This window comes from Colwellia demingiae (assembly GCF_007954275.1).
In the GTDB taxonomy this organism is placed as follows: Bacteria; Pseudomonadota; Gammaproteobacteria; order Enterobacterales; family Alteromonadaceae; genus Colwellia; species Colwellia demingiae.
Genome location: NZ_VOLT01000011.1, coordinates 12,736 through 35,980 on the forward strand (window position 1 = coordinate 12,736; position 23,245 = coordinate 35,980).

Consider the following 23,245-nt stretch of genomic DNA (forward strand, 5'->3'; position numbering starts at 1 on the left):
GCTGTTTTATCCAACACTGATAGTGTAAACATTCAAGTTGAGTCAAATGCCAAAGAAATATAATAATTTTGCCGAGTTTTACCCATTTTATCTGAGTCAGCACACGAATTTGATATGTCGTCGACTTCATTTTGTTGGCTCTTTTTTCATTCTTTTATTGATTTGTTATGTGGCAATGTTTGGAGGTTTCCATCTATTGTGGTTTATACCTTTGATTGGCTATGGTTTCGCTTGGATGGGACACTATATATTTGAAAAAAATAGACCTGCTACTTTCGAATATCCAATTTACAGTTTGTTAGGGGATTGGGTTATGTTTAAGGATATGGTCATCGGTAAAATTAAATTCTAATACAATGACGTAAGCTACATATAACAAGTGAATCAACGGGACAGGTGAAGCTCCCCCGTTTTAGTGGACACCTCCTCATAACATTGAGGAGGCTAAAATGCCTAGATATACCCAACCTAAAAAGACGTGGTTTTACCCTGTTAATTTCAAAATTAAAGCTGTCGAGCTAAGCTTACGAAACGACATGTTATCTAAGGATGTTGCTCAAGCGTTGGATATTCATCCGTTAATGCTAAGCCGTTGGCGTAAAGAATACCGAGAAGGGAAGTTTAAAAAAAACCAACGCTATCAGAGCAATAGTGAACTCATGAGTAAAATCCCCACAAAGAAAGAGCTGAATAAAATTAAACAACTGCAAAAAGAAAACGACCGTTTAAAAATGGAAAATGATTTACTAAAAAAGTGGCAACGGTATCTGGCGGAAGTCCATCAGAACGATTTGGATTCATCGAAAAACACAAAGAAGCCTTAGGTGTTAAATACCTTTGCTCATGGCTTGATGTCTCTCGTAGTGGCTTTTATGCATGGCGACGACGTCCACGTTCAATGCGTGCTATTAATGATGCGGATTTACTTTTAAATATCAAAAAAGTCTTTAATAACAATCATCAAACCTACGGCAGCCCTCGCGTATTTCATGCATTAAAGCGTGAAGGTATTACAACGAGTGAGAAGCGTGTTGCACGGTTGATGCGAGAAAATGGTTTACGCGCTAGAGCGCTCAAGACTTATAGCAGGCCAGCTAAGGTGAAGCTCTTTTATAAAGCGATCAAAAACAATCGTAAAAACATAAGTAAGCCTGATGCTATCAATCAGCAATGGTCGGGAGATATTACGTATCTGAAAGTAGGAGCGCGCTGGTATTACTTAGCCGTTGTATTAGATTTATTTTCACGTCGTATCATTGGTTGGGCTTTTGGTCAGAACAAATCAACAGCGCTGACACTGAAAGCGCTGCAGCTAGCAATAAAGAAGCGTAAGCCAACACAACCCTTGTTATTTCATACTGACAGAGGCGCTGAATATCGAGCACATGTAGTGCAGCAGTTCTTAGTTAAACATAACATTACGGCGAGTATGAACCGTCCAGGTTGTTGTACTGATAATGCTGAAGTTGAATCATTTTTTCATTCATTAAAAGCTGATTTAATCAGAGGGAATGTCTTCGCGACTACTGATAAATTACATTCAAAATTAAAAGGTTACATGAACTATTTTTACAATAGACAACGATTGCATTCAAGTTTAGGATATAAAACACCTGCTGAGTTTGAATTGGCGGTGAATTAAAGTGGATGGTGTCCACTTTATCGGGGGAAGATCAGTTTCTGCCTAAATGGATTTAGTGCACATCGCTCAACTCCCACTAGGTTTTATAAATTCTGTTTGTTTTTTTCCTTAATCAGTGTTCGCCATCTACAAAACATTAAACGGACACTCGCGTTAGGAAAGTTTATAACCTGACGATTTATCAGCCTTAAAAAGTATTATGAAAATAGACTCGATTGAATTATGAATATCTCACAATCAAATTTTAAACTAGTAAATAAACAAGATGGTTTTACTTTAATAGAACTTGTTGTGGTTATTATTATTTTAGGGGTTATAGCAGTCACTGCAGTACCTAAATATATTGATTTACAAGATGATGCGAAAACAGCTAGTTTACAGGCAATAAAAGGAGCATTGGAGAGTGCTATAAAGCTTGTATATTCTAAGTCGATTATCAAAGGTAATCAAAACTTAGCTAGAGCGTCTGGCGTGGATGTTGATATAAATGGGACGACGCTAGATATTAAATATGGTTATCCATTAGCTAACTATGCATCAGCAAATGGTAGTTGGGACGATCTAATTGAATTAGATCGTGAATTTTTTTCAAGTACGATAGTTGGCGGTCATTTTGTTATATATATTGGAGAAAAGGTGCCAACTGGGTTGCAAGATGAATGTATGGTTGGTTACAAGCAAGTCGATGGAATATCTAGCTCACCAGAAATTACTTTGAATGAATGTGGATAACTCACCTAATATGTAAATAACCTAGGAAACGTAGTCGTTGGCTGCGTTTTGCTGCACAAAATTTTAGCTAACCATTACTTAGTCTGTTATATAGAGGTTAAGTGCCTATGTCTCTTCATTTAAACCTTTTATCACTTTGATGCATCTAAACTAAAAATTTATTTATTAAGGAAAATAATGAAATATTTAACTTCTATTTTATTTATAACAATATTATTAATTTCGTTTAGTTCAAATGCGACTCCCCCGAAAAAGGTTTTAATTATTGCATCAAACATGATTGATATGGGAGATCCTGAAAAGCATGATGCAAGAAATAACTTATGGGAAGTAGCGCCTCCTTACCATATATTTTTAAGTCATGGTTATGACGTCGATTTTGTTTCTCCTAAAGGAGGGCAAGTAAAATTCATGATGGATCCATTAGGCATCAGTAGTTATACCATAATATATGAAGGATTTTTAGATAAGGCTAATAACTCTTTAGAGCCCAAACAAGTTATTACAGATGATTATTGGGGAGTATATATTGGTGGTGGTTATGGTCCATTATTTGATGTTGCTAACAATAAAGATTTACAGTCAATTATTGCTAAAATTTATGAATCAAATGGTGTTGTTGGTTCAGGAGGTCACGGAGCAGGTGCTTTTGCTAATGTAACTTTATCTTCTGGTCACTTTCTAGTTAAGGGTAAAAGAATTGCTGGTTTTCCTAACTCGACTGAAAAGTCTAAATCGTGGGCAAAACAAGGTACTTTATTACCTTTCTTTGTTGAAAGTCAGTTGAATAAAAATGGTGCTATTGCACAAAATAAACAAACGTTAAAAGATAAGCATGAGGTGGTAGTTGACCAACGAATTGTTTCAACAATGTTTTTACCGTCAGCAGCGCTTGTTGCTAAAGAAATGATAATATTAAACAAACAGTGATGGCGTTTTAGAAGCCAACTAGGCGGGGCTTTGTACCTGTTTCACGCTACTTGTAGCCAACTATTTTGAGCGGCATAGTAGGGTGTGATTTATCAATGATTACATCCCTACAAGGTAAATTCCAATCCAATTCTATCGGTTATCCCTACGTAACTTAAGCAACCATGACGTGTGGTTTCTTTCGGCATCATAAAACACAGCCATGGTGAAGAAGAACATGAGTAATAATATGATGTGGGCTGCTAGGCTTATGCCAAAGTAAATGATACTGCCGAGATAGGTCGCAAAAACTCCACTCCACATAAGCGCTAGAATTGTCATAATATAGAATCTGCTGACTGGGTCAGGAATATGCCTAAGTGGGTTTTTACTAGAGTCAAAAACATATTTGTAATAGTCGTATATCCGAAGGGCAAATTTTTTCATGACAAGCTCTCTTAGTTAATTGTCTCTCTTATTATTGTACGGTAGCTTTTCGCATTTGGATTTGTATTGCGCGAGTATATTCACTTTTTGTTGACTGTATTCGAAAATTTAAAGTTTTATCAAACTATTACTTAGCCAGTTATGCAACAAGGAGTATCTATTGAATTATACGGAATAGTTGGCGAAGCTTCATTGGAGTGGCAGTCATGTTAGCTTTAATGCTGCTTTTAAATATATTAATTGCATTTCAAGGAACTAAACCATTCGAAAGTGTTCTTTATTGGTGTGCTTTTAGCGTGGTTGCATTTGCAAGTAGTTCAATATCTAACAAGATAGAACAGATAATAAAATACAAACTGCATAAGATGATCAAAGCAAAGTACCCTTAATTAGCTACCAAATCAGGACAATTAACCGTTGTTTTTGCTTCTGTGTTGCTTACATTAACCAACATTTATTTGTCCAGTATTAGGGCGATTGAAATTCAACGGAGTTAAATTTTCATTCAATGGAAAGTCTCAACCGAACAATTTTTCTATTCATAAACCAATATGCAGGTAAAAATAACCTATTGGATATTATGTTAATAAGCGCTGCAGAAGTAATGCCATACGTTTTCATACTGGTCTTGATTTACTTATGTATCAATTCCAATGTAGAAAGAAAACGCTCTAGTATTAATGCAGGGCTTTCAGTATTACTGGGAATGTTAATTAGTTACGTTATATCTATTTTTTATCGCCACCCACGTCCATTTGTTGAGAACTTGGGCACACAACTAATTGAGCATGCTCCAGATTCTTCATTTCCTTCTGATCATACAACGTTTATTTTCTCTATATCAGTAATGCTATTATTCAATAAAACAACAAGAGTCTTAGGTATTGTGTTATTTGTACTTAGCTTAATTAGTGGTTTATCAAGAGTCTTTGGTGGAATCCATTTCCCTCTCGATATTTTAGGAGCTATTTTAGTCGCAATATTTTCATCCTTTGTTGTTTTTACATTTCGTAACAAAATCAGTAATCTATTAAATGTTTTTAGGGAAAGAACATCTAAAAATAAAGTAAACTAGGGCAGGTGACGATAAGCTACATTGCGTTTTACTACACCATCTAATCGAGTGAAGTTTTCCTATTATGGCGGAGCTATCTGTTTGGAATGAAGGACTATCTAATAAAGGAATATATATGAATATATTAACTCAAAATAATATCGAATCCATTGTAAAAAAACATTTAGGCTTTGCTATGTTCTTAGCAATGATGCCTGTTATTTTTATAAAAAGCATTGTGTTTTTTTCTGGCGAAACTCAACTTGATTCATTATTGATTTTATTAATGCCGTTAGCAATTGTAGGTGCATGCGCACATTTTATTAAGCGTGTTTTAACTGATCTAGTTTGTCCTAAAAACACATAATAAGCGTATTAATTAGGTCAAAAGAAGTTAACTTTTTTCATGTGGCAAGAGTTTAGTAACAGTATACTGGTAACAAAAATGTAGAGTGTGACTGCTAAATCGTTGAGTTGAGAATGTGCTTAAAACTAACAATGATGTCTTATTTGTTCTTTTTCAAAAACACTCCATTACAAAGTTATTAAAGGTTTTCAAAACATATGTTAAAAATACTGTTAATACTTCCTCCTGTTATTTCAATGGTGCACGTTTTTTTAGCAATACTATTATATTTATTTGATATTCAATACTCAGGAAATTTATTAGTTCTTTTTAGCTTACCAATCATAGTGGTGACTTCAATTCATATTTATATTGCTATCGTTGATAACTCTATGTCTAAAAACGAGCATATTGGCTATGCACTTGTTCATATTCCGTTTTCAATTACTTTTTCTTTTCTCGCTTTACTATTTTTTATTCCTAAGGATAATGGACAAGTTGATGCATCGATTAATGCTAAAGATACTTTAATACAATGCGTAGATATAAGAGAAGCAGAGTGTTTGAAGAACTTTTATCAACGAACTAATTCGGATCTACAAAGAAAATAAAGTAGGGCATGCAGCAGTTAGCTGCGCTCCTCTTAGCTACACATTTAACCAACCTCTTACTTAGCCAGTTAAAAGAACTTATCTTGGATACATCAGTTACCCATTTCAATGAAATGAGTATTAAGTCGATATTTTAAGCTGATTGATGGCTTGTAGAACAGAAATATAACAAGTAAATTAACTGGTATAAGATAAATCGGAGTATTAATGAATATTGAAGTATTAGAAAACCCAGAACAAGAATTAATCGATTATTTGAATAAACAAATTAGTGACTTCAATTGGGCTAATTGGGAAGTAAATGAAAGAATTCCCTTGGCTGTACAAATTAAAAATGATCAAGGTGAAGTTATTGCTGGTGCGGCGGCTCGCTCATTTGGTAATTGGTTGTTATTAGATACATTGTGGGTTTCAGATGAATTACGAGGACAAAATATAGGTAGTAAAATTCTAAAAGAGATAGAAGCGTCAGGTAAAAAACGCGGATGTATCAAATGTCTTTTAGATACGCTAAATTTTCAAGCAATGCCATTTTATGAAAAACACGGCTATAAAACTAAGTGGATACAACAGGATTATCCTAAAACAGGTTGTAAGTATTTTATGGTCAAAGAGTTATAATTGAAATTTTTGGGTAGTACTAACAAAGCGTTCAAACGGTCAAAATGCAGTTGGTTTTTTTGTTCTACAGTTTTTTGCCTCTTAATAGGACCTTATGTTCCATGAAAATATTTGTGTTTATACTCAGTATTGTATCCTTTTCCTGCTTTGCAGAGATTGATCTTGTTAAAATTGATAAATCTGAACGCAGAATGTATTTGCTTGAAAACGGAAAAACAATTAAAGAATATCATGTTGCTTTTGGTGAAAACCCGAAAGGGCATAAAGAAAAAGAAGGTGATGAGAAAACACCAGAAGGTATTTACATATTAGATTACAAGAAGGAAGATTCATCCTTTTATCGTGCAATGCATATTAGTTACCCTAATCAAGCTGATTTAGATAATGCAAAAATTAAAGGCTTTTCAGCAGGGGGCTTAATTATGGTTCATGGAAAACGAAATAAACTTGCCGGGCTTTCTAGATTTACTCAGCGGTTCAATTGGACAAATGGTTGTATCGCATTAACAAATTCAGAAATGGATCAATTCATGTCTTTGGTAAAAGTAGGTACAAAAATCCAAATAGAATGGTAAAGGACATATAACAATTGATTCAAGCGGGATTTCTGAACGTTGGCCAGTTTCCACTCTGTACACTAATAGCCAATTATGATTTTTCTATTAGTGTGACGTTATATTTAAAGGATTAAATACGTATGTCATTTATAAAACTATTCTTCATTTTTTTAGTTATTGGATTAAGTGGTTGTAGTTCAAATCCAAATTATTATAAAGGCGGTACTTGCGGCTCCGCAACTCCAGTATGCCTAGCCATAGCAGCAGTTGCAGATATGGCTACTAATGATAGTCCACCTTCTCAAAAGTGCTCTGATATGTCAGGTGAACGAAGAGAGCAATGTATTGCTAAAGTTGATTCGGTAAAAAAGCACATTCAAGAAGCGAGTAATGAATAGGACAAGTGAATTAACATTATAGACAACAGTTAGTTACTGTTCGTGTATCACTTTTTAGTCAACTAATTAAAAGCCCTTCAGTTGGGCGTTAAGTGTTAGTGTTAACTAAGCACTACTTATTTATAAAATGGAGCATGGAATGCTAAAACAAAACATTATACTTTTTCTGCTAGCCCTAATCTTGAGTGGTTGTGCATCAAATTCAGAGTTAAATAAGAGAGCCGACAATGATGCGAAAGCTGGTGATTATTATGAATCTATAGGCCAACCAGAAGCAGCTAAACGGTCACGTGAAATGGCACAGGAGAACCGTGACGATTCATTGAGTTTCGAAGCTATTTTATTTGATCTCTTATTTGGGACAGATGATAAATAAACAGTAATAATTGTCATAACTAGTCATTGTTAGGGGCTAAATTGAGCGGTCAATTTATATCGCTAATTTAGTCCCTTTTATTTGCCTTTTAATGAGGCCTTAGGAGTATAAGAGAGGTTATGGATTATTTAATCGCAATTGTATTTTTTGCCATCTCATCCTCAGTTACCCCTGGACCAAACAATATTACGGTTATGGCTTCGGGTGTCAATTTTGGCATTCGTAAAAGTATGCCATTATTTTTGGGGATCTGTGTTGGATTCGCGGTAATGTTGCTGCTCGTAGGTATTGGTTTTGGTCAAATATTTGATAAAATTCCAGCTTTACATATATTTATAAAATTTATTGGTACCTTGTATTTACTCTATTTAGCTTTCTTAATAGCTACTGCTGATGAGATAACTATGTCGAATACTCCAGCCAAGCCGTTAACTTTTATGAAGGGTGCTTTATTCCAATGGTTAAATGCAAAGGCTTGGGTGGTAGCAACGGGAGCAATTGCTGCATTTACAACCGTTGGTGTAGATTTTTATACTCAAAATATTATCATTGCCTTAACATTTTTGGTTATCTCTTTTCCTTGTGTAGGTATTTGGTTGTTTTTCGGATCGACATTGAAAAAGCGACTAAAATCTAAACAACACCGAAAAGTGTTTAACTATTCTATGGGTGGATTATTAGTTATATCAGTAATCCCTGTAATAATAGAATTGAGTGTTCAATTTATCTAATAAAGTAATAAAGTAATAAAGTAATCAAATAAGGATATAGAAACAGTATGTTAGGTACTGTTTTCACATTTAAATAAAACTATAACTTGTTATTGTAGATGTTAGTTTGAAAGGAATCATAAAATGTTAAGTCGTATAGTTATTCTAATAATCGCAATGATGTCACTAAATATTAATGCCGAGACTGTATTGGAGTTAGGTGAATATCCACCCAATTATTTAGGTCGGGATGTTAATGGCAACGATGTTACGTTAGAAGATAATAAGGGAAAAATTGTAGTTATATCTTTTTGGGCTTCGTGGTGCTCCCCATGCTTAAAAGAACTTCCTATTTTAGAAGGTATCCAAAACAAAATTGGAGACGACACCGTTAAAGTTGTTGCTATAAATTATAAAGAAAATAGTAAACAATATCGTCGCATTAAAAAGAAACTGTCCACATTAAAGTTAACGCTAACACATGATGAACGCGGTGCTATAGGGAAGAGTTTTGGTGTTAAAGGCATTCCAAATTTATTTATTGTCGGTAAGAATGGCAAGCTGTTATTTCATAATGTTGGTTATGGTACTTCATCAATAAATAAAATAGTAAAAGTTTTAAATGAAGAACTCGCAAGCTAACAATATTTTCAAAAGGACTGAATACAGTCGGCTTTATAATCAGCCTATGAACAGGGCATTGTGTTTACAAGGAGAGTAGCGTATCAGAAAAGTACTGGAGTTTAAAAAGAGGCGTTACTGGATTGGTGATGTCAATATTGACCTGTTAAATCAACAAATATTAACTATAGAAAAGGATGGTTGGAAAGTTATTTCAATTAATCCAAGTAGTGATTTCTTCGGCAGAGTTTCATCTTATACATTGTTAATAGAATCAACATAAAATGGGCGTTAGCACTTAAAGTGCACACAATACCTTGATGCATTTTGACGTAACGTCGGATCCTCTACCTGTTACGTAAGCTGTAGTTATAGCTCCTTCTTTCATAATGCATATAGCATCGAGTAGGTGAGGGTGATCTGAAGTTAACTTCTTTTGTATTAATAGTCTTACTTCTTCTTTGTGCTCACTGCAATAGCGAGAGATATCGCTGCCCTTATCACTAAATTCTGCCGCAGTATTAATGAAGAAGCATCCTCTAAAATTACCTAATCTTGGCTCTTTGTTATCGAACCAGTTTCCAAGAGCATTGAATAGTTGCTTAATAACTTCCTGATCAGACTTAGTGTCTGATAATTGTTCTTCTAACCACGCAATAAACGTTTCATGCCTTTGTCTTAATGCCGCTAAAACTAAAATATTTTTACTTTCAAAATGACTGTAAAGTGTTCTTTTAGCAACACCTGATATTTTCAATATTTCATTGATACCTATAGAGTTGACGCCATTTTCATAAAAAAGTTCTAGTGCAGTACTTATCAAAAGTTCACGTTTCTTATTCATTTATTTCTCCTTTGCTTTCAATATCTATATTGACAAAAGTATACCGACTTGTCTACTATAGTGTGTAGACAAATCGGTCTACTTTGTATGAGGTTTATATGAATAATTATTTGCTATCCGTTATAGCTGGGATTGGAGCATCCTTGGCTATAGGTTTGTTGTCTTATATGGAAGCTAGTTTAGGTGATGTTGCTTTACTCATGGCACCGTTTGGAGCAACCGCAGTATTGGTGTTTGGGGTCCCAGATAGTCCGTTAGCTCAACCTAAAAATGTAATTTTAGGCCATTTGATAACTGCGTTTATTGGTTTGGTATTTGTTCACTATGTGGGTGTTACACCATTAACGCTAGCACTTGCTACAGGGTTTGGTGTAACAGCAATGTTGGCATCTAAAACGACGCATCCGCCAGCAGGAGCTAATCCTATTCTCATTATGCTGTCAGGTCAGGGGTGGGGGTTTTTGATTACGCCAGTACTAATGGGGGCAGTTATTATCGTTTTAGTGGGTAAAGTACTTCTTATGTTGCAAAATAAATATACTCGGTTAGAAACCTAACAAACCGTTTAAGAGTGATTTACAACGTATGGTATTTATAAATAGATTGAAGTGTTAATAAACTAGAGGGTTTACAAAAATTATGACATAGGGGATTAACATTTATTGCTGAAGCTCTTGAGCGTTATGCCCATATTGTCTACAATAGCGCACTTTATATTTCTACTACAAGTCACGCACATGAACGATACTACATCGCTACCAGCTTTACCTGATCGCCTTTCTGTTAACCCTCGCAGCCCACATCATGTGGAAGAAATCTTCGAGCATGACATTGGTATTATGCTTAACGGCAAAGAGCATTTTGATGTTGAGGAATATTGCATCAGTGAAGGTTGGGTAAAAATCCCAGCGCACAAAGCATTGGATCGTCGCGGACAACCTCTTATGAGAACGGTAAAAGGGACAGTTGAAGCGTTTTATCGCTAAGACATATCAATAGAAAACTGATAATTTAGTCAACGTTGATCCCTCTCATCAGTTGGCGCAATAGTTAAGTCGTGTTGTTATGCTACTTACTATCATCGCTTAGGGTCTAGATAAATTTAGGCCCTATGTCTTTCTCATAATGCAAGATATTTCCCCTTTCTCCTAGTCTATACGTACATAGCTTAGCCTTTGTATTTTATAGTAAAATACTACGTTAATTACCCAGCTTATGAATGTTTAGTATTACTCGGCATTAAGTAGCTTTATAGATCTATTTGTGATTAAGTTAAAAAATACTTAATAAATAGTGTGAGAATATTGTCCTTTAAGTGGGACGATCTAAGCATCAACCTTCTAAAGGATTTTTCAATGGCATATGAAATAGTAATGGGACTAGACGTTATCGATGATCAAGAATATCAAAAGTATCGGGAGGCAATGACGCCTATCCTAAAATCTTTTGGTGGTTCATTTGGTTTTGATTTCATCGTTTCTAAAGTGTTGTTATCAAATACAGCAGACAATATTAATCGAGTTTTCACCATAGCTTTTCCTAATCAAAAGCAGATGGATGAATTTTTTTCAAACCCTGATTACTTAGTTGTTAAAGCAAAGTATTTTGATAAATCAGTGAAAAGTAAAACTACAATATTACAACATGAGTCAAGCCTATAATAAGCACAAGATATAGTTGGCTGTGTTTTTATCAACATTTTTAACCGACAATATGTTGCTCGTTAACTAGGGTGTTACCTGTTGATCATAGAAGGAGTCTAGATTGAACTTAACTAAGAAGAACCTTGAAAACGCAGTAAAAGAAAATATTCTTTCGTTTGAGCAATCAGAAAAACTCATTGAATTTTTGAAAGCTCAACCTAATATTGGACCGAGATTCGACTTTACTCATATTCTTTATTATTTTGGGGGGATGATCGCAATAGGTGCTATGACGCTCTTTATGAGCTTAGGCTGGGAATCATTTGGTGGCCTCGGTATTGTATTCATCTCGCTATTGTATGCTGCTATTGGTCTGAAACTTACCAACAATTTTAAAGCCAAAGGTTATGATATCCCTGCTGGGATATGTGGCACTTTTGTTATTGCGTTAACACCATTAGCTGTTTATGGATTGCAACATGCCTTAGGTGTGTGGCCAGATGAAAGTGTCTATCGAGATTATCATCGATATATTAAATGGCATTGGCTGTATATGGAGTTAAGTACTTTAGCTGTTGGCGTTATTCTCGCGTGGAAATACAAGTACCCATTTTTAATGATGCCGATAGCTGTGACGCTTTGGTATTTATCAATGGATATCACCGCAATGATTTCTGGTGGGGATTTTGATTGGGAGCTAAGAAAATTAGTTTCTATGTACAGTGGGTTATTGATGATCGCATTAGCTTTTTGGATTGATATTCGATCACGAAACAAGGCTGATTATGCCTTTTGGATATATTTATTCGGTGTAATTGCCTTTTGGATAGGAATGTCACTTCAATACTCTGCTAGCGAACTATCTAAATTCATTTACTTTAGTATTAATCTCATCATGATCTTTGTTGGGGTATTACTGGTTCGTAGGGTTTTTGTTGTTTTCGGTGCCTTAGGTTGCAGTGGTTACATAGGTCATCTTGCTTTCGATATATTTAAAGATAGTTGGTTATTTCCTATCACATTAACCGTTTTAGGATTGTTTGTTATTTACCTTGGAATTCTTTGGCAAAAATATGAGCAACGAATCACCGATAAAGCGAGAAAAATATTACCTATAGCACTGCGTGAATTATTAGAATCTAAGTAATGAATAATGTCACGCAACCTTTCACCTTTGCGTGTCATTAGTAGGGCGTTATATTTTTGTCGAATTTTCTAGTGCTTGTATTTCAATTGCTATTTTCTCTGCTTCAGCGGTAATCATTGAATAGGATTTAATATCGCCATTTCTTTGTGCATGCATCGCTTGCTCAAGTTTAGCTTCATAAAGTTTATTCAATTTTTTTACTGGGTCTTTCTTAAATATCGAGAACATTTAAATCACTTTTAAGTTGGTTATCTAGGTTAATACGGTTATAAATGGATTTTAGTTTTTATTATTTACATTTTATAATAAAAACATAACAAGAAAGTGAACAATGGAAAATAACAAAGCGCGCTAAAAGGGCTAACTACCTCACTCCGCTTAGCTTTGCGTTATATTTTATTCTTTAAGGTGTTTATCAATGTCTCATTCAGAAACAAACTGCCTTTGTGGTGCAGTCAAAATTACCGCAGAGCAAATTAACCCTAAATTTACCGTATGCCATTGCCAATCATGTAGAACCTGGGGTGGTGCTCCTTTCTTTGCTGTAAAATGTGGTACTAACGTTAAAATTGAAGGAGAGCATAACGTTAAAATGTACGAATCCTCATCTTGGGCATCTCGTGGGTTTTGCACTAAATGTGGAACTCATTTGTTTTATAAACTTAAAGGAACGGGTGAATATAATATGCCGGTAGGTTTGTTTCCCAACTTGAAAGGCTTAGAAATGGATATGCAGTACTTTAGTGACATGCGTCCTAGTTATTACTGCTTCGCTAATGAAACACAAGAAATGACCACCGCTGAGATAATGGCATATTTTGCAAAACAAACTTAACTAGCTAGCTAGCTACTATGAAAACAGAAACATAGCGTTGGTTATCTTCGTCATTAAAATTATTTAGTTTATAATTGTCATGTACCTAATATGAAGGGATTGTCTGATTAATAAATACAGTGAAAATATCTTAACTAGTTGATAAATTTAATTAAAATTTATTGGTGACTACACTATTTTTATACAATAATAAATTGCATTAGAATGGGGCAATATGAAGATAGTTAATAAAAAGAAATTACTGCTGTTATTGAGTTGCTTATCACTGGCTTCTTGTAGTTTGTTAAACACTCATCAATTAAAAGATAAAACCAGCCAAATTAACGTTATTAGTAACTACGAGCAAGTAAAAGGTTGCCACTACATTCAAGAATTAGTGAGTTCGGAAGGGCATTGGTATACCTTCTTTTTCATTTCTAATATCGAACTCACTCATGCCAGCATTAATGATATGAAGAATAAAGCGGGTGAAGTTGGCGCTGATACTGTTTATATTGAAGAGCATATGGGGTTTGGTACATCAGTGACTTTTCTTGGACAAGATTATGATTGTTCAAACTCATAATATGATACCAACAGACTAGCTACCACTCACATTATTACCATCATTCAACCATCTATACCGTTATTTGGATTTAAGCTATTAAGCTTAATACCACCTTCTTAATTAAAACTACCAAACAGGTTAGAGGTATAAACGCTTATTGCTAATCAGATGAAAGTATAGTTTTATTGATTAAACACGTTAGCAAATTAACTAATAACTGTACTGTAATTTAAGCGCATTATTATTTCTAGCGTAAATCAAATGAATATTTTAACTTTTTGTAATAAATTCAACTGGTTGACGAGTTATCTTGTGTCAGAATTATTTACATATCAATTTTACAAATATAAATAAAACTGTTATCACATTGAAATTTGGTTGATTTTTGTTTGTGGTATGATTTATGCTTTAAGCAGATTTATAATTACTATTTAAACGATGACCTACCAATATTAGAGGTAAGTGATCAAAAGGAAATATTCATGCTAAATTCAAAAAAACTCCTTACTGCTGTGACAACTAGCTTATGTTTATTGTCAATGTTCATTCTACCAAACGCTCAAGCAACATTAATCACAATGTCATCAGACTATATTGTTAATGTTTCATTAGATGGCGATATCAATTCAGTTGGTACTGTTAAAACTGACAGTTTATCAGGGAGTGAGGTTGTTGCTCGTGAACGAAAAAACCAATCTCAAGAAAATATGCGAATTGCTTCTTTTATTCAATTCGATGTAAGTTCACTTACCGCAAACATAGTAAATTCTTCATTCTTTTCAGCTTCATTTGAAGCTGACTTTGATTCTCGTTTAAATAATAAAAATAACATGAGTGTTATGTTAGGTCAGGTTGGCAGCGCTTGGGATGCAATACCAGGTTCTTTGCCTTTATTTGAATTGGCTGGTTTATCAACGAATCAAGCAACCTTAGTAGATAATGTAAGAACTGATGCTTTTGAAACCTATACTCTTGATGTTACTGATATAGTTCGTAGCTGGGTAAATGGTGGCTCAACAAATAATGGCTTAGTTGTATTTGGTTCAGCACCTGTTTATCAAGGTGCAGGATTGAATAATATTGCATTAACAGTAGACGTTCCTGAGCCTACATCAATTGCTATTTTTGCATTAGGTATTATTGGGTTAGCGTCACGTCGTTTTAATAAATAAACTTTACTTTTAAAATAATTTTATTTTAGAAAAACACTGATCATAGCGATTAGTGTTTTTTTGTTTCTAGTTATTGATTATTTTTTAATTAAGTTTTCTTAGAAACATAAAAATCTGCAGCCCTATGCAGGTCTACAGATTCATCAATGCAATTAACTTATATGTAGTTAACTTATATAATTAGTTCGTATTCTTATAAATAGTCTGGTGCATCTAATGTTTGTCCATGCATATTACCAGTAACTGCTGCAATATAAGCTTTAGCCGTATCGTTTGCAGATAGACCTGACTCAGTATCCATTCCCATCATTGCCATTGTTTCTTTGACAAAAGCTGGCGCAACAACATTAACTCTTAAGTTGTTAACTTCTAAGGCTACTGCTTTAACAAAGCTCTCTAATGCACCGTTAGCCATACTTATTACTGCACTACCATGCATCGGCTCTCTTGATAAAATACCTGATGTTAATGTTATTGAACCGCCTTCGTTTATAAAGTCCTTACCTAAACGCAGTAAGTTTATTTGTCCCATTAATTTGTTATTTAATGCAGTTTGATAATCTGCATCGGTTAAGTCATCAAACCCTGCAAAAGCCGCTACACCTGCAGTTGAAATTACAGCATCTACCGGGCCAACTACATCAAACATGTTACGGATTGATTCTGGCTTACCTAAATCAACCTTTACATCACCGTTAGCATAGTTTGCTGAAATGACTTCATGGTTAGCTTTAAGGTTTGCTTCAACTGCTTGTCCAATTGTACCGCTAGCGCCTACTAATAAAATTTTCATATAAATCTCCAAAGGGTTTTCTTGTTTAAGTTGTGTGTATTATATTGATTGTATAAAATAGAAAAATAACCTTGAAAAGAAATGATTGTTCTCATGAAGCGAAAGATAGATTTATTGAAAGCTATGAACACTTTTATTGTTGTCGTTGACAAAGGAAGTTTTAGTGCAGCATCAAGAGAACTTAATATAGTTACTTCTGCGGTAAGTCGACAAGTCTCAGATTTAGAAGATCACTTTGTGTGTCAATTACTTTATAGAAGCACAAGAGCAATGAGTCTCACAGCTGAAGGCAAACAGTACCTTGAACAATTTAGAAATATAGTAGGTAGTGTTGAACGATTAGAAAATAAGTCAGATGATTTAAATCGAGTATTATCAGGACACTTAACAATTTCAGCACCCAGTGGCTCTGCATCGTTAGGATTTCTAAAGTCGGTCAGTGCTTTTATGAAATTACACCCCAAGGTAAAAATATCTTGGTTATTCGTTAATCGTTTTGTGAATATGGTGCAGGAGGGGATAGACTTATCTATTCGTGTTGGTGAGTTACCCGATTCTAATTTTATTGCGCGGCGATACGGTTCAACCCAGATTAATTTTGTCGCCAGCCAGCAATACATCAATCAACATGGTAACCCTAAACACCCTAGAGAGCTTTTGAAACATCATTGCCTTGTAGATAGTTCTAATCGTTTTCCTTTACGTTGGCGTTATCAAGTAGAAGGGAAGGAGTATCATGCTCCCATTGATTCTTTTGCTGAAGCGAACGACGGCGACATCGTTGCTAAATTAGCAACAGAAGGTCTAGGCATTGCTTATCTACCAACTTTTCTAACTAAACAGTATTTAGATAATGGGACATTGATACCAATATTAACTGAGTTCGAATTTGAACATATTCCTGTTTCATTAGTTTATCCTGCTAAGTTAATGATAAATCCATTGATGAAATCACTAGTAGGTTATTTATTAGACGATTTAAAGGTTGATTAACCTGATAATTTTACTTGTAAGGATATTAGTTGAAGGTCAACTTTACGCATTTAAAGTGATTTATGAACCCTTTGTTATTATTAAGTATCATCATGTAAATACGGATTACTTAGAAGTCTAATCTGAACTAGCCTCATATATTGGCATTTTGTAATATTACACTGTGATTTTTAAGGTTAAAGTTATAAAATATTATGACTATTACGGTGCTCTTAATACTCTAAAAATATGTTAACTGAGAAAAGTCCAAAATGATCATAAAATCACAATATCGGATTGTGTCCATTTACCTTATATTAGGATTGTTATGGATATTCTTTTCCGATATGGCTGTAGAATTTCTATTTGAAAATAAAGAACAACTAATTTTTGCACAGAAGATTAAGGGTTGGTGCTTTATTACATTTACTGGATTACTTTTGTTCGTACTTATCAGTAGGGATATAAATAAAGTAAGCGCAGCAAATACTCAATTAATAAACAGTTATGAACAAACAATTAAGGGCTGGGTCCATGTGATGGATCTTCATAATAAAGAGACCAAAGATCACACTCAGCGTGTAACTATAATGACGATTGAGTTGGCCAAGATATATGGGATAACCAATAAAGAAGAACTTGATATCATTGGGCGCGGGGCAGTCCTTCATGATATAGGAAAAATTGGTATATCTGATGCTGTTTTGCTTAAACAAGGAAAACTGGATGAAGACGAATGGTCTCAAATTAAAATGCATCCACAAATAGCACATGACATCATATCCAATATAACCTTTCTTAACCCGTCTATTGATATTCCATATTACCATCACGAAAAATGGGATGGCAGTGGTTACCCAACAGGTATCAAAGGCGAATCAATACCCATTGCGGCAAGACTATTTGCAGTGATAGACGTTTGGGATGCGCTTATTCATCCTCGAGTTTACAAATCGGCTTGGCCAGAAAACAAAGTACTGAACTACATCCAAGAAGGCTCAGGAAAGCATTTTGATCCAAAGATCGTAAAGATTTTCTTAGAAAACTACGAGAAAATAAAGGTGGAAGTTATATATTAGCTCCCCTTGTATGCAATAAGACCGTCAGTACGGAAGGTTTCTACACTACAATTACAACCATTTTGTGCTAATACGCCTTTTATTCCGGCGACCACAATTTCTGCGACAGTAAAAAGTTAGCTTCTACGCCTGTCACAAGACGGCTTCTTATTCGCGATTAACCTTCATTGGTACAATAAAACCGCTTTAGTTCAATTTCAAATAATGACTTAATTAACCATGTTGTGTGCATCACTAGTGAATCATCCGTTCTATCTAACGCTGTTGGCAAGTAACGGTGTTTTAGGTTAAGTCTCAGCAAAATTACATTTCACTATACGAAATCATCTTTCCGAATTTCAATCACTACTCAGTTGACACTTGTGTCAAGTTCGTGCGAGTCTGATATAACAATTTATCAGCAATATTTTTAATCTATATCAAAAAATATAATAAAAAACTAGGAAGAGAGTATGGAAATTTTATATCAAGTAGAAGATAAGCCGCCTATGGGTACTTCAATATTACTTGCAGCACAGCATTTACTCGCTGCTCTGGGAGCAATAATAACTGTGCCGTTAGTCGTTGGTGGCGTTTTGAATCTTCCGGTAGAGGATATTGTTGTATTGGTTAACGCTGCTATGCTGGTTTCAGGTGTGGTTACTATTATTCAATGTAAAGGGGTTGGGCCAGTTGGCATTAGGCTCCCTTGTGTTATGGGAACGAGTTTTACCTTTGTCGGCGTTTCTATCGCTATTGGATTCGAGCACGGAGTCGCAGGAATCTTAGGCTCCGCTTTAGTTGCATCACTTGTTATGATTATTGGCAGTTTTTTTATGCCTATGATTAGAAAATTTTTCCCACCAATAGTTACAGGCACGGTTGTGACCCTAATTGGACTGTCATTAATTCCAGTCGCAGTCGATTGGTTTGCAGGTGGTCAAGTAGGGCAAGAAGGGTATGCATCACTACCTAATTTAGCGATTGGATTATTTGTTTTAACAACGGTTATTCTTTTGTCTATTTTCGGCAAAGGGATTTTATCGGCAGCGGCTGTTGTCATTGGCATGGCACTGGGATTCATGGCATGTGTTGTTTTAGGATTAGTCGACTTTAAGCCAGTCCAAGATTCTCCATTATTTGCTTTGCCAAGTCCTTTTCATTTTGGCTTAAGTTTTCCAATTAGTGGCATTATCGGTATGTCTATTGCCTACTTAGTTACAATAGTCGAATCTACAGGTGATTTCTTAGCATTATCAAATGTGACAAAAACAAAATTAACCGGAAAAAAATTATCTAGTGGAATATTATGCGATGGGTTAGGTTCAGCTTTGGCATCATTATTTTCTACTACACCTTTCTCCTCTTTCTCACAAAATGTAGGCATTGTTGGTATGACAGGCGTAGCAAGTCGCTATGTTGTTGCTATTACTGGTGCAATGTTGATTCTTGCTGGTTTATTTCCAATAATTGGTGCCTTAGTGGTAGCTATACCTCTTCCTGTGCTTGGCGGTGCTGGTTTAGTTATGTTTGCAATGATAATCACAGCAGGGGTAAATATTTTATCTCACACTAAACATACTAAAAGAAATGGCATTATTATCGCGGTAACTATTGGCGCGGGTATGGCAGTAACTGTACGTCCTGAATTGTTAAGTCACTTACCCGATTTCCTTAAAATCATTCTTGCTTCAGGTATTACTACTGGCTCAGTAATTGCGTTGCTGTTAAATGCGGTTCTTCCTGATGGCGATATAATTGTTGAGACCGAAGAGGAAAACTCTGGCAACAGCGAAGTTGAAAGTTCCCCCAACTTGGTTCAAACACCTTAATAGCTTATCTATAACACAATGGCCTGATTAATCAGGCCATTAGTAATACATTAGCATTCAATTATTTCGAAGTGATTTATTCAAAGTCTTTACTTCAACGTGATAGAAATTTTAGTTCCTTGCTCACTTGAAAACGTTAATAACCAACCTTGTTGTTCACATAAACGCTTCACAATCGATAAGCCAAAACCATAGCCAGTACTTTGGCTACCTTTAACTGCGGGGTCGGTTATATTATCTGAAATGCTTGGTTCAATACCTGGACCTGTATCAGCAACAATAAGTGTTTTATCTTGCATCTCAATGGTGACCTTGCCTTGTTGTGTATATTGAAAGGCATTGCCGATTAAGTTGTCTAGTAATACCGTTAACATACCTGATTGCGCATATACTTCTACATTACAATTGTCATTTACTGTCACTTCTATCGGTTTGTTATTGATGAGGTGATTCTGGTCAATAATAGATTGCTCAATTAATGGCAGTATTTTTATGTGTTTTTTGTCTACTTCGGTATGTTCTTCCCTCGCAAGCGTAAGTAGTGTGGTAACTGTTTGTTCCATTTGCGTACTCGCTTGGGATATACGATCGATAACAGGGTTATTTTCATCAGCAGAGTGTTGATTTCGATACACCTCTACCGCATTTTTAATAATGGCGACAGGTGTTCTAAGTTCATGGCTCACGTCACGAGTAAAGCATTTCTCTCTAACCAGGCTTTGGTTAATTCTCATCATAGCGGTTTCCAGCGTTTGCGCTAAAATTCCTATTTCATTATTTGGAAATTGTTCAGCAAACTTATCTGGTATATTTTCAGGGGCAACACCATCAACTAAATCGGCGAGTTGCTTCAATGGGATAGCGGTTTTCCTGGCTAGGTGCCACGCGATTACAAAGGCAAGTAATACTAATATTAATCCTGCAATCAACATTAATTTTAAAATACCTTTTGTGAAAGGGCGAACTAACAACATTTCACTGACTTCTGCGACAAGATAAATGTTTTCTGATTTTGGTAGTGCTAACAAATGATAGTGCCGACCATCTTCCCCTGAAAATTCTTTTCTATTTGGTTCATCAATATATCGCTGTTTGATATCATCAGGTAAGGTGTTTTTTGAGAAGTATAACTGCATATAGCTGACGCGAGAATCTGACCAAAACTTATTTTGGTCATAACCTTGTTGTAAATACTGTGCTTCTTGTCTAACTTCCCGTTCAATAAACTCATCCTCAATGTTATACATTAAGATGAAGCAAAACATGCACCAAACTGTGGAGATTACCAGGGTAAATAAACAAAATTGGCTGACAATTTTTTTGCTTAAGCTATGAAACTTTATTGGTCGATTATTGCTATTGCTTGTTTTATTTTTCATCGTTTTTTATATCGCTTTTTACATTTAATACGAAGCCAATGCCGTGCATCGTTTTTATCATAGGGTAATCAAAAGGCTTATCTAATACATTTCGCAACTGATATATATGAGATCTGAGCGCATCTGACTCTGTGGGTTCATCTCCCCATAGTTTCTGGGATAACTTTGAACGACTCACTACTTGAGGATATGCTTCAGCTAAAATAGATAGAATGCGATAGCCCATACTATGTAATTCAAGCGGCGTTCCTGCACGTGTGACTTGCTGACTTTTCCTATCAATAATTAACTGGTCAAATGTTAAGGAATGATTGGTTTGTAGTAAATAGCGTCTTGATAAAGCGAGGCAGCGAACTTCTAGTTCTTCTAGAGAAAAGGGTTTTGTTAAATAATCATCAGCACCAAGAGTAAAACCCGAAATTTTATCCTCAATGCTATCTCTTGCAGTTAGCATGATAACTGGCACGTGATGGTTAGCTTGTTTACGTAATTGTTTGCAAACCTCAAGTCCATCTATTACTGGTAAATTTAAATCCAGAATGACTAAATCATAATGGTTAGTTAACGCCAGTTCCAATCCTTGATCGCCTTGGGTAGCAAAATCTAATACGTGACCTTTATTTTCCATATAGTCAGAAATGTTTTGGGCGATATTATGCTGATCTTCGACGACTAGAATATATAAAGACTGATTATTCATACCATTTCTCGAATTTAAGTGTTCTTAACGCTTTCTTTGTTTAAAGGTATCGTTAAGGACTGAATAGCTAAGGACTGAATAGCTAAGGACAGATTATATTACAACGTTTTTAACATTTCTTGCGCAGCTTTATAATCAGGCTTTGCAGTAATTAACTGATTTAATGTGGCTTTTGCATTAGCTGTTTGCCCTAATCTTAACTGCGTTTTTGCTATTTTCATATCGATATTCGGATTGTTAAGCGCTTTTTGTGCTACTAACATCAAGGCTAATGATTGCTCAAAGTCGAGCGGTGTATTGGCCACTTTTAGGAAATAGAAGCCGTATACACCGACGAAAGATATAAGGTATTGTTCTTGGTTATTCGCAAGTGTTTCAAGTGCTGATTTGTCACCTGCAATAAATTTAGCTATTACAGCCAAGGTCTTATCTTCTAATTCTAGTTCGATTTTTACAGGTGTTAATCCTAAACTCTTCACTAAAGCCGTCGCGACATCTACCGTTGAAGTCGGGTTTTGCCCTGTGATTAAACGCCCGTCAATGGCGACATGACTTAACATGATTTCGCTTGATTGAAAGTTAGCGCCACGTTCGGTCAGTTTATCTTCAAGCATGAAATCGAAATCGTTTATCCACTTTTGACCAAACAACTTTTCTTCTTGGTTAGTAAAACTGTTTATCGCTTTATTGGCAACCAAATAACTGCCATCTTTTAGTTTTACGTTAACTAATGCCGCAGGGCCGTGACAAACCGCAGCTATACTGCCTTGTTGTTGATATACCTGGGCAATAACTTGTTGTAGTGCCTTGTCTTTAGGTAAATCAAACATCGCACCTTTACCACCGACAACAAACACTGCATCATACGCTTTTGCATCTATTGAGGGAGTTGCAAGTGTATTATTAAGTTTGGCCATAATAGCTTCATCAAGTAATACCTTTGCGTTATAACTTTTACTTGGGTCATATTTATCTGCTTCAACTTGACCGCCTTTTGGACTGGCGATATCAACGGTAATGCCATTGTCTTTAAAAACTGAATAGGCTTTTGAAAATTCATCAAACTCATAACCAGGTTGCACTTCACCTTGTCCATTACCACTAACGATCATTAACACTTTTTGGTTACTTGTATCAGCCTGTACTTGTAATGTTGTTACTATCAGCGTCGCGAATAACGTGATTAATACTGATACGTATTTTTTTAAAATATTCATTTATCTGTCTCTTAAGTCTGAATCTAGTATGAATCAAGTGTGACAAAGACAACGTGAAACAGATGTGAAACTGCTTTGGCTG

General features: G+C 35.2%; 29 protein-coding genes. 23 read left to right on the forward strand and 6 right to left on the reverse strand.

Annotation, left to right across the window (positions count from 1 at the left end; genetic code table 11):
- The first annotated feature begins 46 nt into the window (after positions 1-46).
- From ESZ36_RS18040 to ESZ36_RS18105, 13 genes are all read left to right on the forward strand, one after another.
- On the forward strand, positions 47-352 hold the full coding sequence (locus ESZ36_RS18040) for an Mpo1-like protein (protein WP_146790447.1): 306 nt from the start codon (positions 47-49) through the stop codon (positions 350-352).
- A 97-nt stretch (positions 353-449) separates the two neighbouring features.
- Positions 450-1,642 (forward strand): IS3-like element ISCps9 family transposase gene (locus ESZ36_RS18045; RefSeq protein ID WP_146790449.1). Its coding sequence is split into 2 segments (ribosomal slippage): positions 450-755 and positions 758-1,642, totalling 1,191 coding nucleotides; the frame shifts between segments, so codons are not numbered across the junction.
- 222 nt (positions 1,643-1,864) lie between these two features.
- Positions 1,865-2,374 carry a prepilin-type N-terminal cleavage/methylation domain-containing protein gene (locus ESZ36_RS18050; protein WP_146790451.1) on the forward strand — a complete coding sequence of 170 codons (510 nt, stop codon included), beginning with the start codon at positions 1,865-1,867 and terminating at the stop codon, positions 2,372-2,374.
- Positions 2,375-2,551: 177 nt separating this feature from the next.
- Positions 2,552-3,304: a type 1 glutamine amidotransferase domain-containing protein gene (locus ESZ36_RS18055; protein ID WP_170235879.1), complete on the forward strand. Its 753-nt coding sequence runs from the start codon at positions 2,552-2,554 to the stop codon at positions 3,302-3,304.
- Positions 3,305-4,310: 1,006 nt separating this feature from the next.
- Positions 4,311-4,805, forward strand: a complete 495-nt coding sequence (locus tag ESZ36_RS18065; RefSeq protein WP_246129171.1) for an undecaprenyl-diphosphatase — start codon at positions 4,311-4,313, stop codon at positions 4,803-4,805.
- Positions 4,806-4,920: 115 nt separating this feature from the next.
- Positions 4,921-5,151, forward strand: coding sequence for a hypothetical protein (locus tag ESZ36_RS18070; protein ID WP_146790457.1), 231 nt, complete (start codon positions 4,921-4,923; stop codon positions 5,149-5,151).
- A 197-nt stretch (positions 5,152-5,348) separates the two neighbouring features.
- Positions 5,349-5,741, forward strand: a complete 393-nt coding sequence (locus ESZ36_RS18075; RefSeq protein ID WP_146790459.1) for a hypothetical protein — start codon at positions 5,349-5,351, stop codon at positions 5,739-5,741.
- A 207-nt stretch (positions 5,742-5,948) separates the two neighbouring features.
- Positions 5,949-6,362, forward strand: a complete 414-nt coding sequence (locus ESZ36_RS18080; RefSeq protein WP_146790461.1) for a GNAT family N-acetyltransferase — start codon at positions 5,949-5,951, stop codon at positions 6,360-6,362.
- Positions 6,363-6,463: 101 nt separating this feature from the next.
- Positions 6,464-6,937, forward strand: a complete 474-nt coding sequence (locus tag ESZ36_RS18085; RefSeq protein WP_146790463.1) for a L,D-transpeptidase family protein — start codon at positions 6,464-6,466, stop codon at positions 6,935-6,937.
- A 122-nt stretch (positions 6,938-7,059) separates the two neighbouring features.
- Positions 7,060-7,317: a hypothetical protein gene (locus ESZ36_RS18090; RefSeq protein WP_146790465.1), complete on the forward strand. Its 258-nt coding sequence runs from the start codon at positions 7,060-7,062 to the stop codon at positions 7,315-7,317.
- A gap of 139 nt (positions 7,318-7,456) precedes the next feature.
- On the forward strand, positions 7,457-7,693 hold the full coding sequence (locus ESZ36_RS18095; RefSeq protein ID WP_146790467.1) for a hypothetical protein: 237 nt from the start codon (positions 7,457-7,459) through the stop codon (positions 7,691-7,693).
- A 119-nt stretch (positions 7,694-7,812) separates the two neighbouring features.
- Complete coding sequence (locus tag ESZ36_RS18100) at positions 7,813-8,424, forward strand: LysE family translocator (RefSeq protein ID WP_146790468.1); 612 nt, start codon at positions 7,813-7,815, stop codon at positions 8,422-8,424.
- Between the two features lie 123 nt (positions 8,425-8,547).
- Positions 8,548-9,045 carry a TlpA family protein disulfide reductase gene (locus ESZ36_RS18105; protein WP_146790470.1) on the forward strand — a complete coding sequence of 166 codons (498 nt, stop codon included), beginning with the start codon at positions 8,548-8,550 and terminating at the stop codon, positions 9,043-9,045.
- 277 nt (positions 9,046-9,322) lie between these two features.
- Here the strand turns inward: ESZ36_RS18105 and ESZ36_RS18115 are convergent, their stop codons facing one another.
- Positions 9,323-9,868: a TetR/AcrR family transcriptional regulator gene (locus ESZ36_RS18115; RefSeq protein WP_146790472.1), complete on the reverse strand. Its 546-nt coding sequence runs from the start codon at positions 9,866-9,868 to the stop codon at positions 9,323-9,325.
- 98 nt (positions 9,869-9,966) lie between these two features.
- On the opposite strand from ESZ36_RS18115, the gene ESZ36_RS18120 reads away from it, so the two are divergent.
- The 4 genes from ESZ36_RS18120 (at position 9,967) to ESZ36_RS18135 (ending at position 12,658) form a co-directional block, all read left to right on the forward strand.
- Positions 9,967-10,425 carry an HPP family protein gene (locus ESZ36_RS18120; protein WP_146790474.1) on the forward strand — a complete coding sequence of 153 codons (459 nt, stop codon included), beginning with the start codon at positions 9,967-9,969 and terminating at the stop codon, positions 10,423-10,425.
- A gap of 180 nt (positions 10,426-10,605) precedes the next feature.
- Complete coding sequence (locus ESZ36_RS18125) at positions 10,606-10,854, forward strand: DUF3297 family protein (protein ID WP_011043322.1); 249 nt, start codon at positions 10,606-10,608, stop codon at positions 10,852-10,854.
- A gap of 369 nt (positions 10,855-11,223) precedes the next feature.
- Complete coding sequence (locus ESZ36_RS18130) at positions 11,224-11,529, forward strand: DUF1330 domain-containing protein (protein ID WP_146790476.1); 306 nt, start codon at positions 11,224-11,226, stop codon at positions 11,527-11,529.
- Between the two features lie 103 nt (positions 11,530-11,632).
- Positions 11,633-12,658 carry a DUF2157 domain-containing protein gene (locus ESZ36_RS18135; RefSeq protein WP_146790478.1) on the forward strand — a complete coding sequence of 342 codons (1,026 nt, stop codon included), beginning with the start codon at positions 11,633-11,635 and terminating at the stop codon, positions 12,656-12,658.
- Between the two features lie 48 nt (positions 12,659-12,706).
- Here ESZ36_RS18135 and ESZ36_RS18140 read toward each other — a convergent pair whose 3' ends face one another.
- Positions 12,707-12,886, reverse strand: a complete 180-nt coding sequence (locus ESZ36_RS18140; protein ID WP_146790480.1) for a DUF6435 family protein — start codon at positions 12,884-12,886, stop codon at positions 12,707-12,709.
- A 190-nt stretch (positions 12,887-13,076) separates the two neighbouring features.
- Here ESZ36_RS18140 and ESZ36_RS18145 point away from each other — a divergent pair, with 190 nt between their 5' ends.
- The 3 genes from ESZ36_RS18145 (at position 13,077) to ESZ36_RS18155 (ending at position 15,212) form a co-directional block, all read left to right on the forward strand.
- Positions 13,077-13,493: a GFA family protein gene (locus ESZ36_RS18145; protein ID WP_146790482.1), complete on the forward strand. Its 417-nt coding sequence runs from the start codon at positions 13,077-13,079 to the stop codon at positions 13,491-13,493.
- A gap of 214 nt (positions 13,494-13,707) precedes the next feature.
- Positions 13,708-14,058, forward strand: coding sequence for a DUF4156 domain-containing protein (locus tag ESZ36_RS18150; RefSeq protein WP_246129163.1), 351 nt, complete (start codon positions 13,708-13,710; stop codon positions 14,056-14,058).
- Between the two features lie 464 nt (positions 14,059-14,522).
- On the forward strand, positions 14,523-15,212 hold the full coding sequence (locus tag ESZ36_RS18155; protein ID WP_146790484.1) for a PEP-CTERM sorting domain-containing protein: 690 nt from the start codon (positions 14,523-14,525) through the stop codon (positions 15,210-15,212).
- A gap of 193 nt (positions 15,213-15,405) precedes the next feature.
- Here ESZ36_RS18155 and ESZ36_RS18160 read toward each other — a convergent pair whose 3' ends face one another.
- A complete protein-coding gene (locus ESZ36_RS18160) occupies positions 15,406-16,005 on the reverse strand; it encodes a short chain dehydrogenase (protein WP_146790486.1) in 600 nt (199 codons plus the stop codon).
- Between the two features lie 93 nt (positions 16,006-16,098).
- Here ESZ36_RS18160 and ESZ36_RS18165 point away from each other — a divergent pair, with 93 nt between their 5' ends.
- From ESZ36_RS18165 to ESZ36_RS18175, 3 genes are all read left to right on the forward strand, one after another.
- A complete protein-coding gene (locus ESZ36_RS18165; RefSeq protein WP_246129164.1) occupies positions 16,099-16,998 on the forward strand; it encodes a LysR family transcriptional regulator in 900 nt (299 codons plus the stop codon).
- A gap of 326 nt (positions 16,999-17,324) precedes the next feature.
- The gene (locus ESZ36_RS18170; protein ID WP_246129165.1) at positions 17,325-18,056 is read left to right on the forward strand and encodes an HD-GYP domain-containing protein; all 732 of its coding nucleotides are present in this window, start codon (positions 17,325-17,327) and stop codon (positions 18,054-18,056) included.
- Between the two features lie 452 nt (positions 18,057-18,508).
- A complete protein-coding gene (locus tag ESZ36_RS18175) occupies positions 18,509-19,867 on the forward strand; it encodes a nucleobase:cation symporter-2 family protein (protein ID WP_146790492.1) in 1,359 nt (452 codons plus the stop codon).
- Positions 19,868-19,956: 89 nt separating this feature from the next.
- Here ESZ36_RS18175 and ESZ36_RS18180 read toward each other — a convergent pair whose 3' ends face one another.
- The 3 genes from ESZ36_RS18180 to ESZ36_RS18190 all read right to left on the reverse strand — a co-directional run bounded on the left by ESZ36_RS18180 (position 19,957) and on the right by ESZ36_RS18190 (position 23,163).
- A complete protein-coding gene (locus ESZ36_RS18180) occupies positions 19,957-21,246 on the reverse strand; it encodes a sensor histidine kinase (RefSeq protein WP_146790494.1) in 1,290 nt (429 codons plus the stop codon).
- Positions 21,236-21,946: a response regulator transcription factor gene (locus ESZ36_RS18185; RefSeq protein ID WP_146790496.1), complete on the reverse strand. Its 711-nt coding sequence runs from the start codon at positions 21,944-21,946 to the stop codon at positions 21,236-21,238. The genes ESZ36_RS18180 and ESZ36_RS18185 overlap by 11 nt, the downstream gene beginning before the upstream one ends.
- Positions 21,947-22,044: 98 nt before the next feature.
- Positions 22,045-23,163 carry a type 1 glutamine amidotransferase domain-containing protein gene (locus ESZ36_RS18190; protein ID WP_146790498.1) on the reverse strand — a complete coding sequence of 373 codons (1,119 nt, stop codon included), beginning with the start codon at positions 23,161-23,163 and terminating at the stop codon, positions 22,045-22,047.
- Between the last annotated feature and the right edge of the window lie 82 nt (positions 23,164-23,245).

What these genes read in the sequence shown, in the direction of transcription:
- ESZ36_RS18130 (WP_146790476.1), top strand. Translation starts at nt 11,224, where the DNA reads ATGGCATATGAAATAGTAATGGGACTAGACGTTATCGATGATCAAGAA.
- ESZ36_RS18125 (WP_011043322.1), top strand. Translation starts at nt 10,606, where the DNA reads ATGAACGATACTACATCGCTACCAGCTTTACCTGATCGCCTTTCTGTT.
- ESZ36_RS18185 (WP_146790496.1), bottom strand. Translation starts at nt 21,946, where the DNA reads ATGAATAATCAGTCTTTATATATTCTAGTCGTCGAAGATCAGCATAAT.
- ESZ36_RS18100 (WP_146790468.1), top strand. Translation starts at nt 7,813, where the DNA reads ATGGATTATTTAATCGCAATTGTATTTTTTGCCATCTCATCCTCAGTT.
- ESZ36_RS18105 (WP_146790470.1), top strand. Translation starts at nt 8,548, where the DNA reads ATGTTAAGTCGTATAGTTATTCTAATAATCGCAATGATGTCACTAAAT.
- ESZ36_RS18080 (WP_146790461.1), top strand. Translation starts at nt 5,949, where the DNA reads ATGAATATTGAAGTATTAGAAAACCCAGAACAAGAATTAATCGATTAT.
- ESZ36_RS18190 (WP_146790498.1), bottom strand. Translation starts at nt 23,163, where the DNA reads ATGAATATTTTAAAAAAATACGTATCAGTATTAATCACGTTATTCGCG.
- ESZ36_RS18075 (WP_146790459.1), top strand. Translation starts at nt 5,349, where the DNA reads ATGTTAAAAATACTGTTAATACTTCCTCCTGTTATTTCAATGGTGCAC.
- ESZ36_RS18175 (WP_146790492.1), top strand. Translation starts at nt 18,509, where the DNA reads ATGGAAATTTTATATCAAGTAGAAGATAAGCCGCCTATGGGTACTTCA.
- ESZ36_RS18065 (WP_246129171.1), top strand. Translation starts at nt 4,311, where the DNA reads ATGTTAATAAGCGCTGCAGAAGTAATGCCATACGTTTTCATACTGGTC.
- ESZ36_RS18140 (WP_146790480.1), bottom strand. Translation starts at nt 12,886, where the DNA reads ATGTTCTCGATATTTAAGAAAGACCCAGTAAAAAAATTGAATAAACTT.
- ESZ36_RS18050 (WP_146790451.1), top strand. Translation starts at nt 1,865, where the DNA reads ATGAATATCTCACAATCAAATTTTAAACTAGTAAATAAACAAGATGGT.
- ESZ36_RS18155 (WP_146790484.1), top strand. Translation starts at nt 14,523, where the DNA reads ATGCTAAATTCAAAAAAACTCCTTACTGCTGTGACAACTAGCTTATGT.
- ESZ36_RS18115 (WP_146790472.1), bottom strand. Translation starts at nt 9,868, where the DNA reads ATGAATAAGAAACGTGAACTTTTGATAAGTACTGCACTAGAACTTTTT.
- ESZ36_RS18095 (WP_146790467.1), top strand. Translation starts at nt 7,457, where the DNA reads ATGCTAAAACAAAACATTATACTTTTTCTGCTAGCCCTAATCTTGAGT.
- ESZ36_RS18150 (WP_246129163.1), top strand. Translation starts at nt 13,708, where the DNA reads ATGAAGATAGTTAATAAAAAGAAATTACTGCTGTTATTGAGTTGCTTA.
- ESZ36_RS18120 (WP_146790474.1), top strand. Translation starts at nt 9,967, where the DNA reads ATGAATAATTATTTGCTATCCGTTATAGCTGGGATTGGAGCATCCTTG.
- ESZ36_RS18055 (WP_170235879.1), top strand. Translation starts at nt 2,552, where the DNA reads ATGAAATATTTAACTTCTATTTTATTTATAACAATATTATTAATTTCG.
- ESZ36_RS18180 (WP_146790494.1), bottom strand. Translation starts at nt 21,246, where the DNA reads ATGAAAAATAAAACAAGCAATAGCAATAATCGACCAATAAAGTTTCAT.
- ESZ36_RS18145 (WP_146790482.1), top strand. Translation starts at nt 13,077, where the DNA reads ATGTCTCATTCAGAAACAAACTGCCTTTGTGGTGCAGTCAAAATTACC.
- ESZ36_RS18040 (WP_146790447.1), top strand. Translation starts at nt 47, where the DNA reads ATGCCAAAGAAATATAATAATTTTGCCGAGTTTTACCCATTTTATCTG.
- ESZ36_RS18090 (WP_146790465.1), top strand. Translation starts at nt 7,060, where the DNA reads ATGTCATTTATAAAACTATTCTTCATTTTTTTAGTTATTGGATTAAGT.
- ESZ36_RS18085 (WP_146790463.1), top strand. Translation starts at nt 6,464, where the DNA reads ATGAAAATATTTGTGTTTATACTCAGTATTGTATCCTTTTCCTGCTTT.
- ESZ36_RS18170 (WP_246129165.1), top strand. Translation starts at nt 17,325, where the DNA reads ATGGCTGTAGAATTTCTATTTGAAAATAAAGAACAACTAATTTTTGCA.
- ESZ36_RS18070 (WP_146790457.1), top strand. Translation starts at nt 4,921, where the DNA reads ATGAATATATTAACTCAAAATAATATCGAATCCATTGTAAAAAAACAT.
- ESZ36_RS18160 (WP_146790486.1), bottom strand. Translation starts at nt 16,005, where the DNA reads ATGAAAATTTTATTAGTAGGCGCTAGCGGTACAATTGGACAAGCAGTT.
- ESZ36_RS18165 (WP_246129164.1), top strand. Translation starts at nt 16,099, where the DNA reads ATGAAGCGAAAGATAGATTTATTGAAAGCTATGAACACTTTTATTGTT.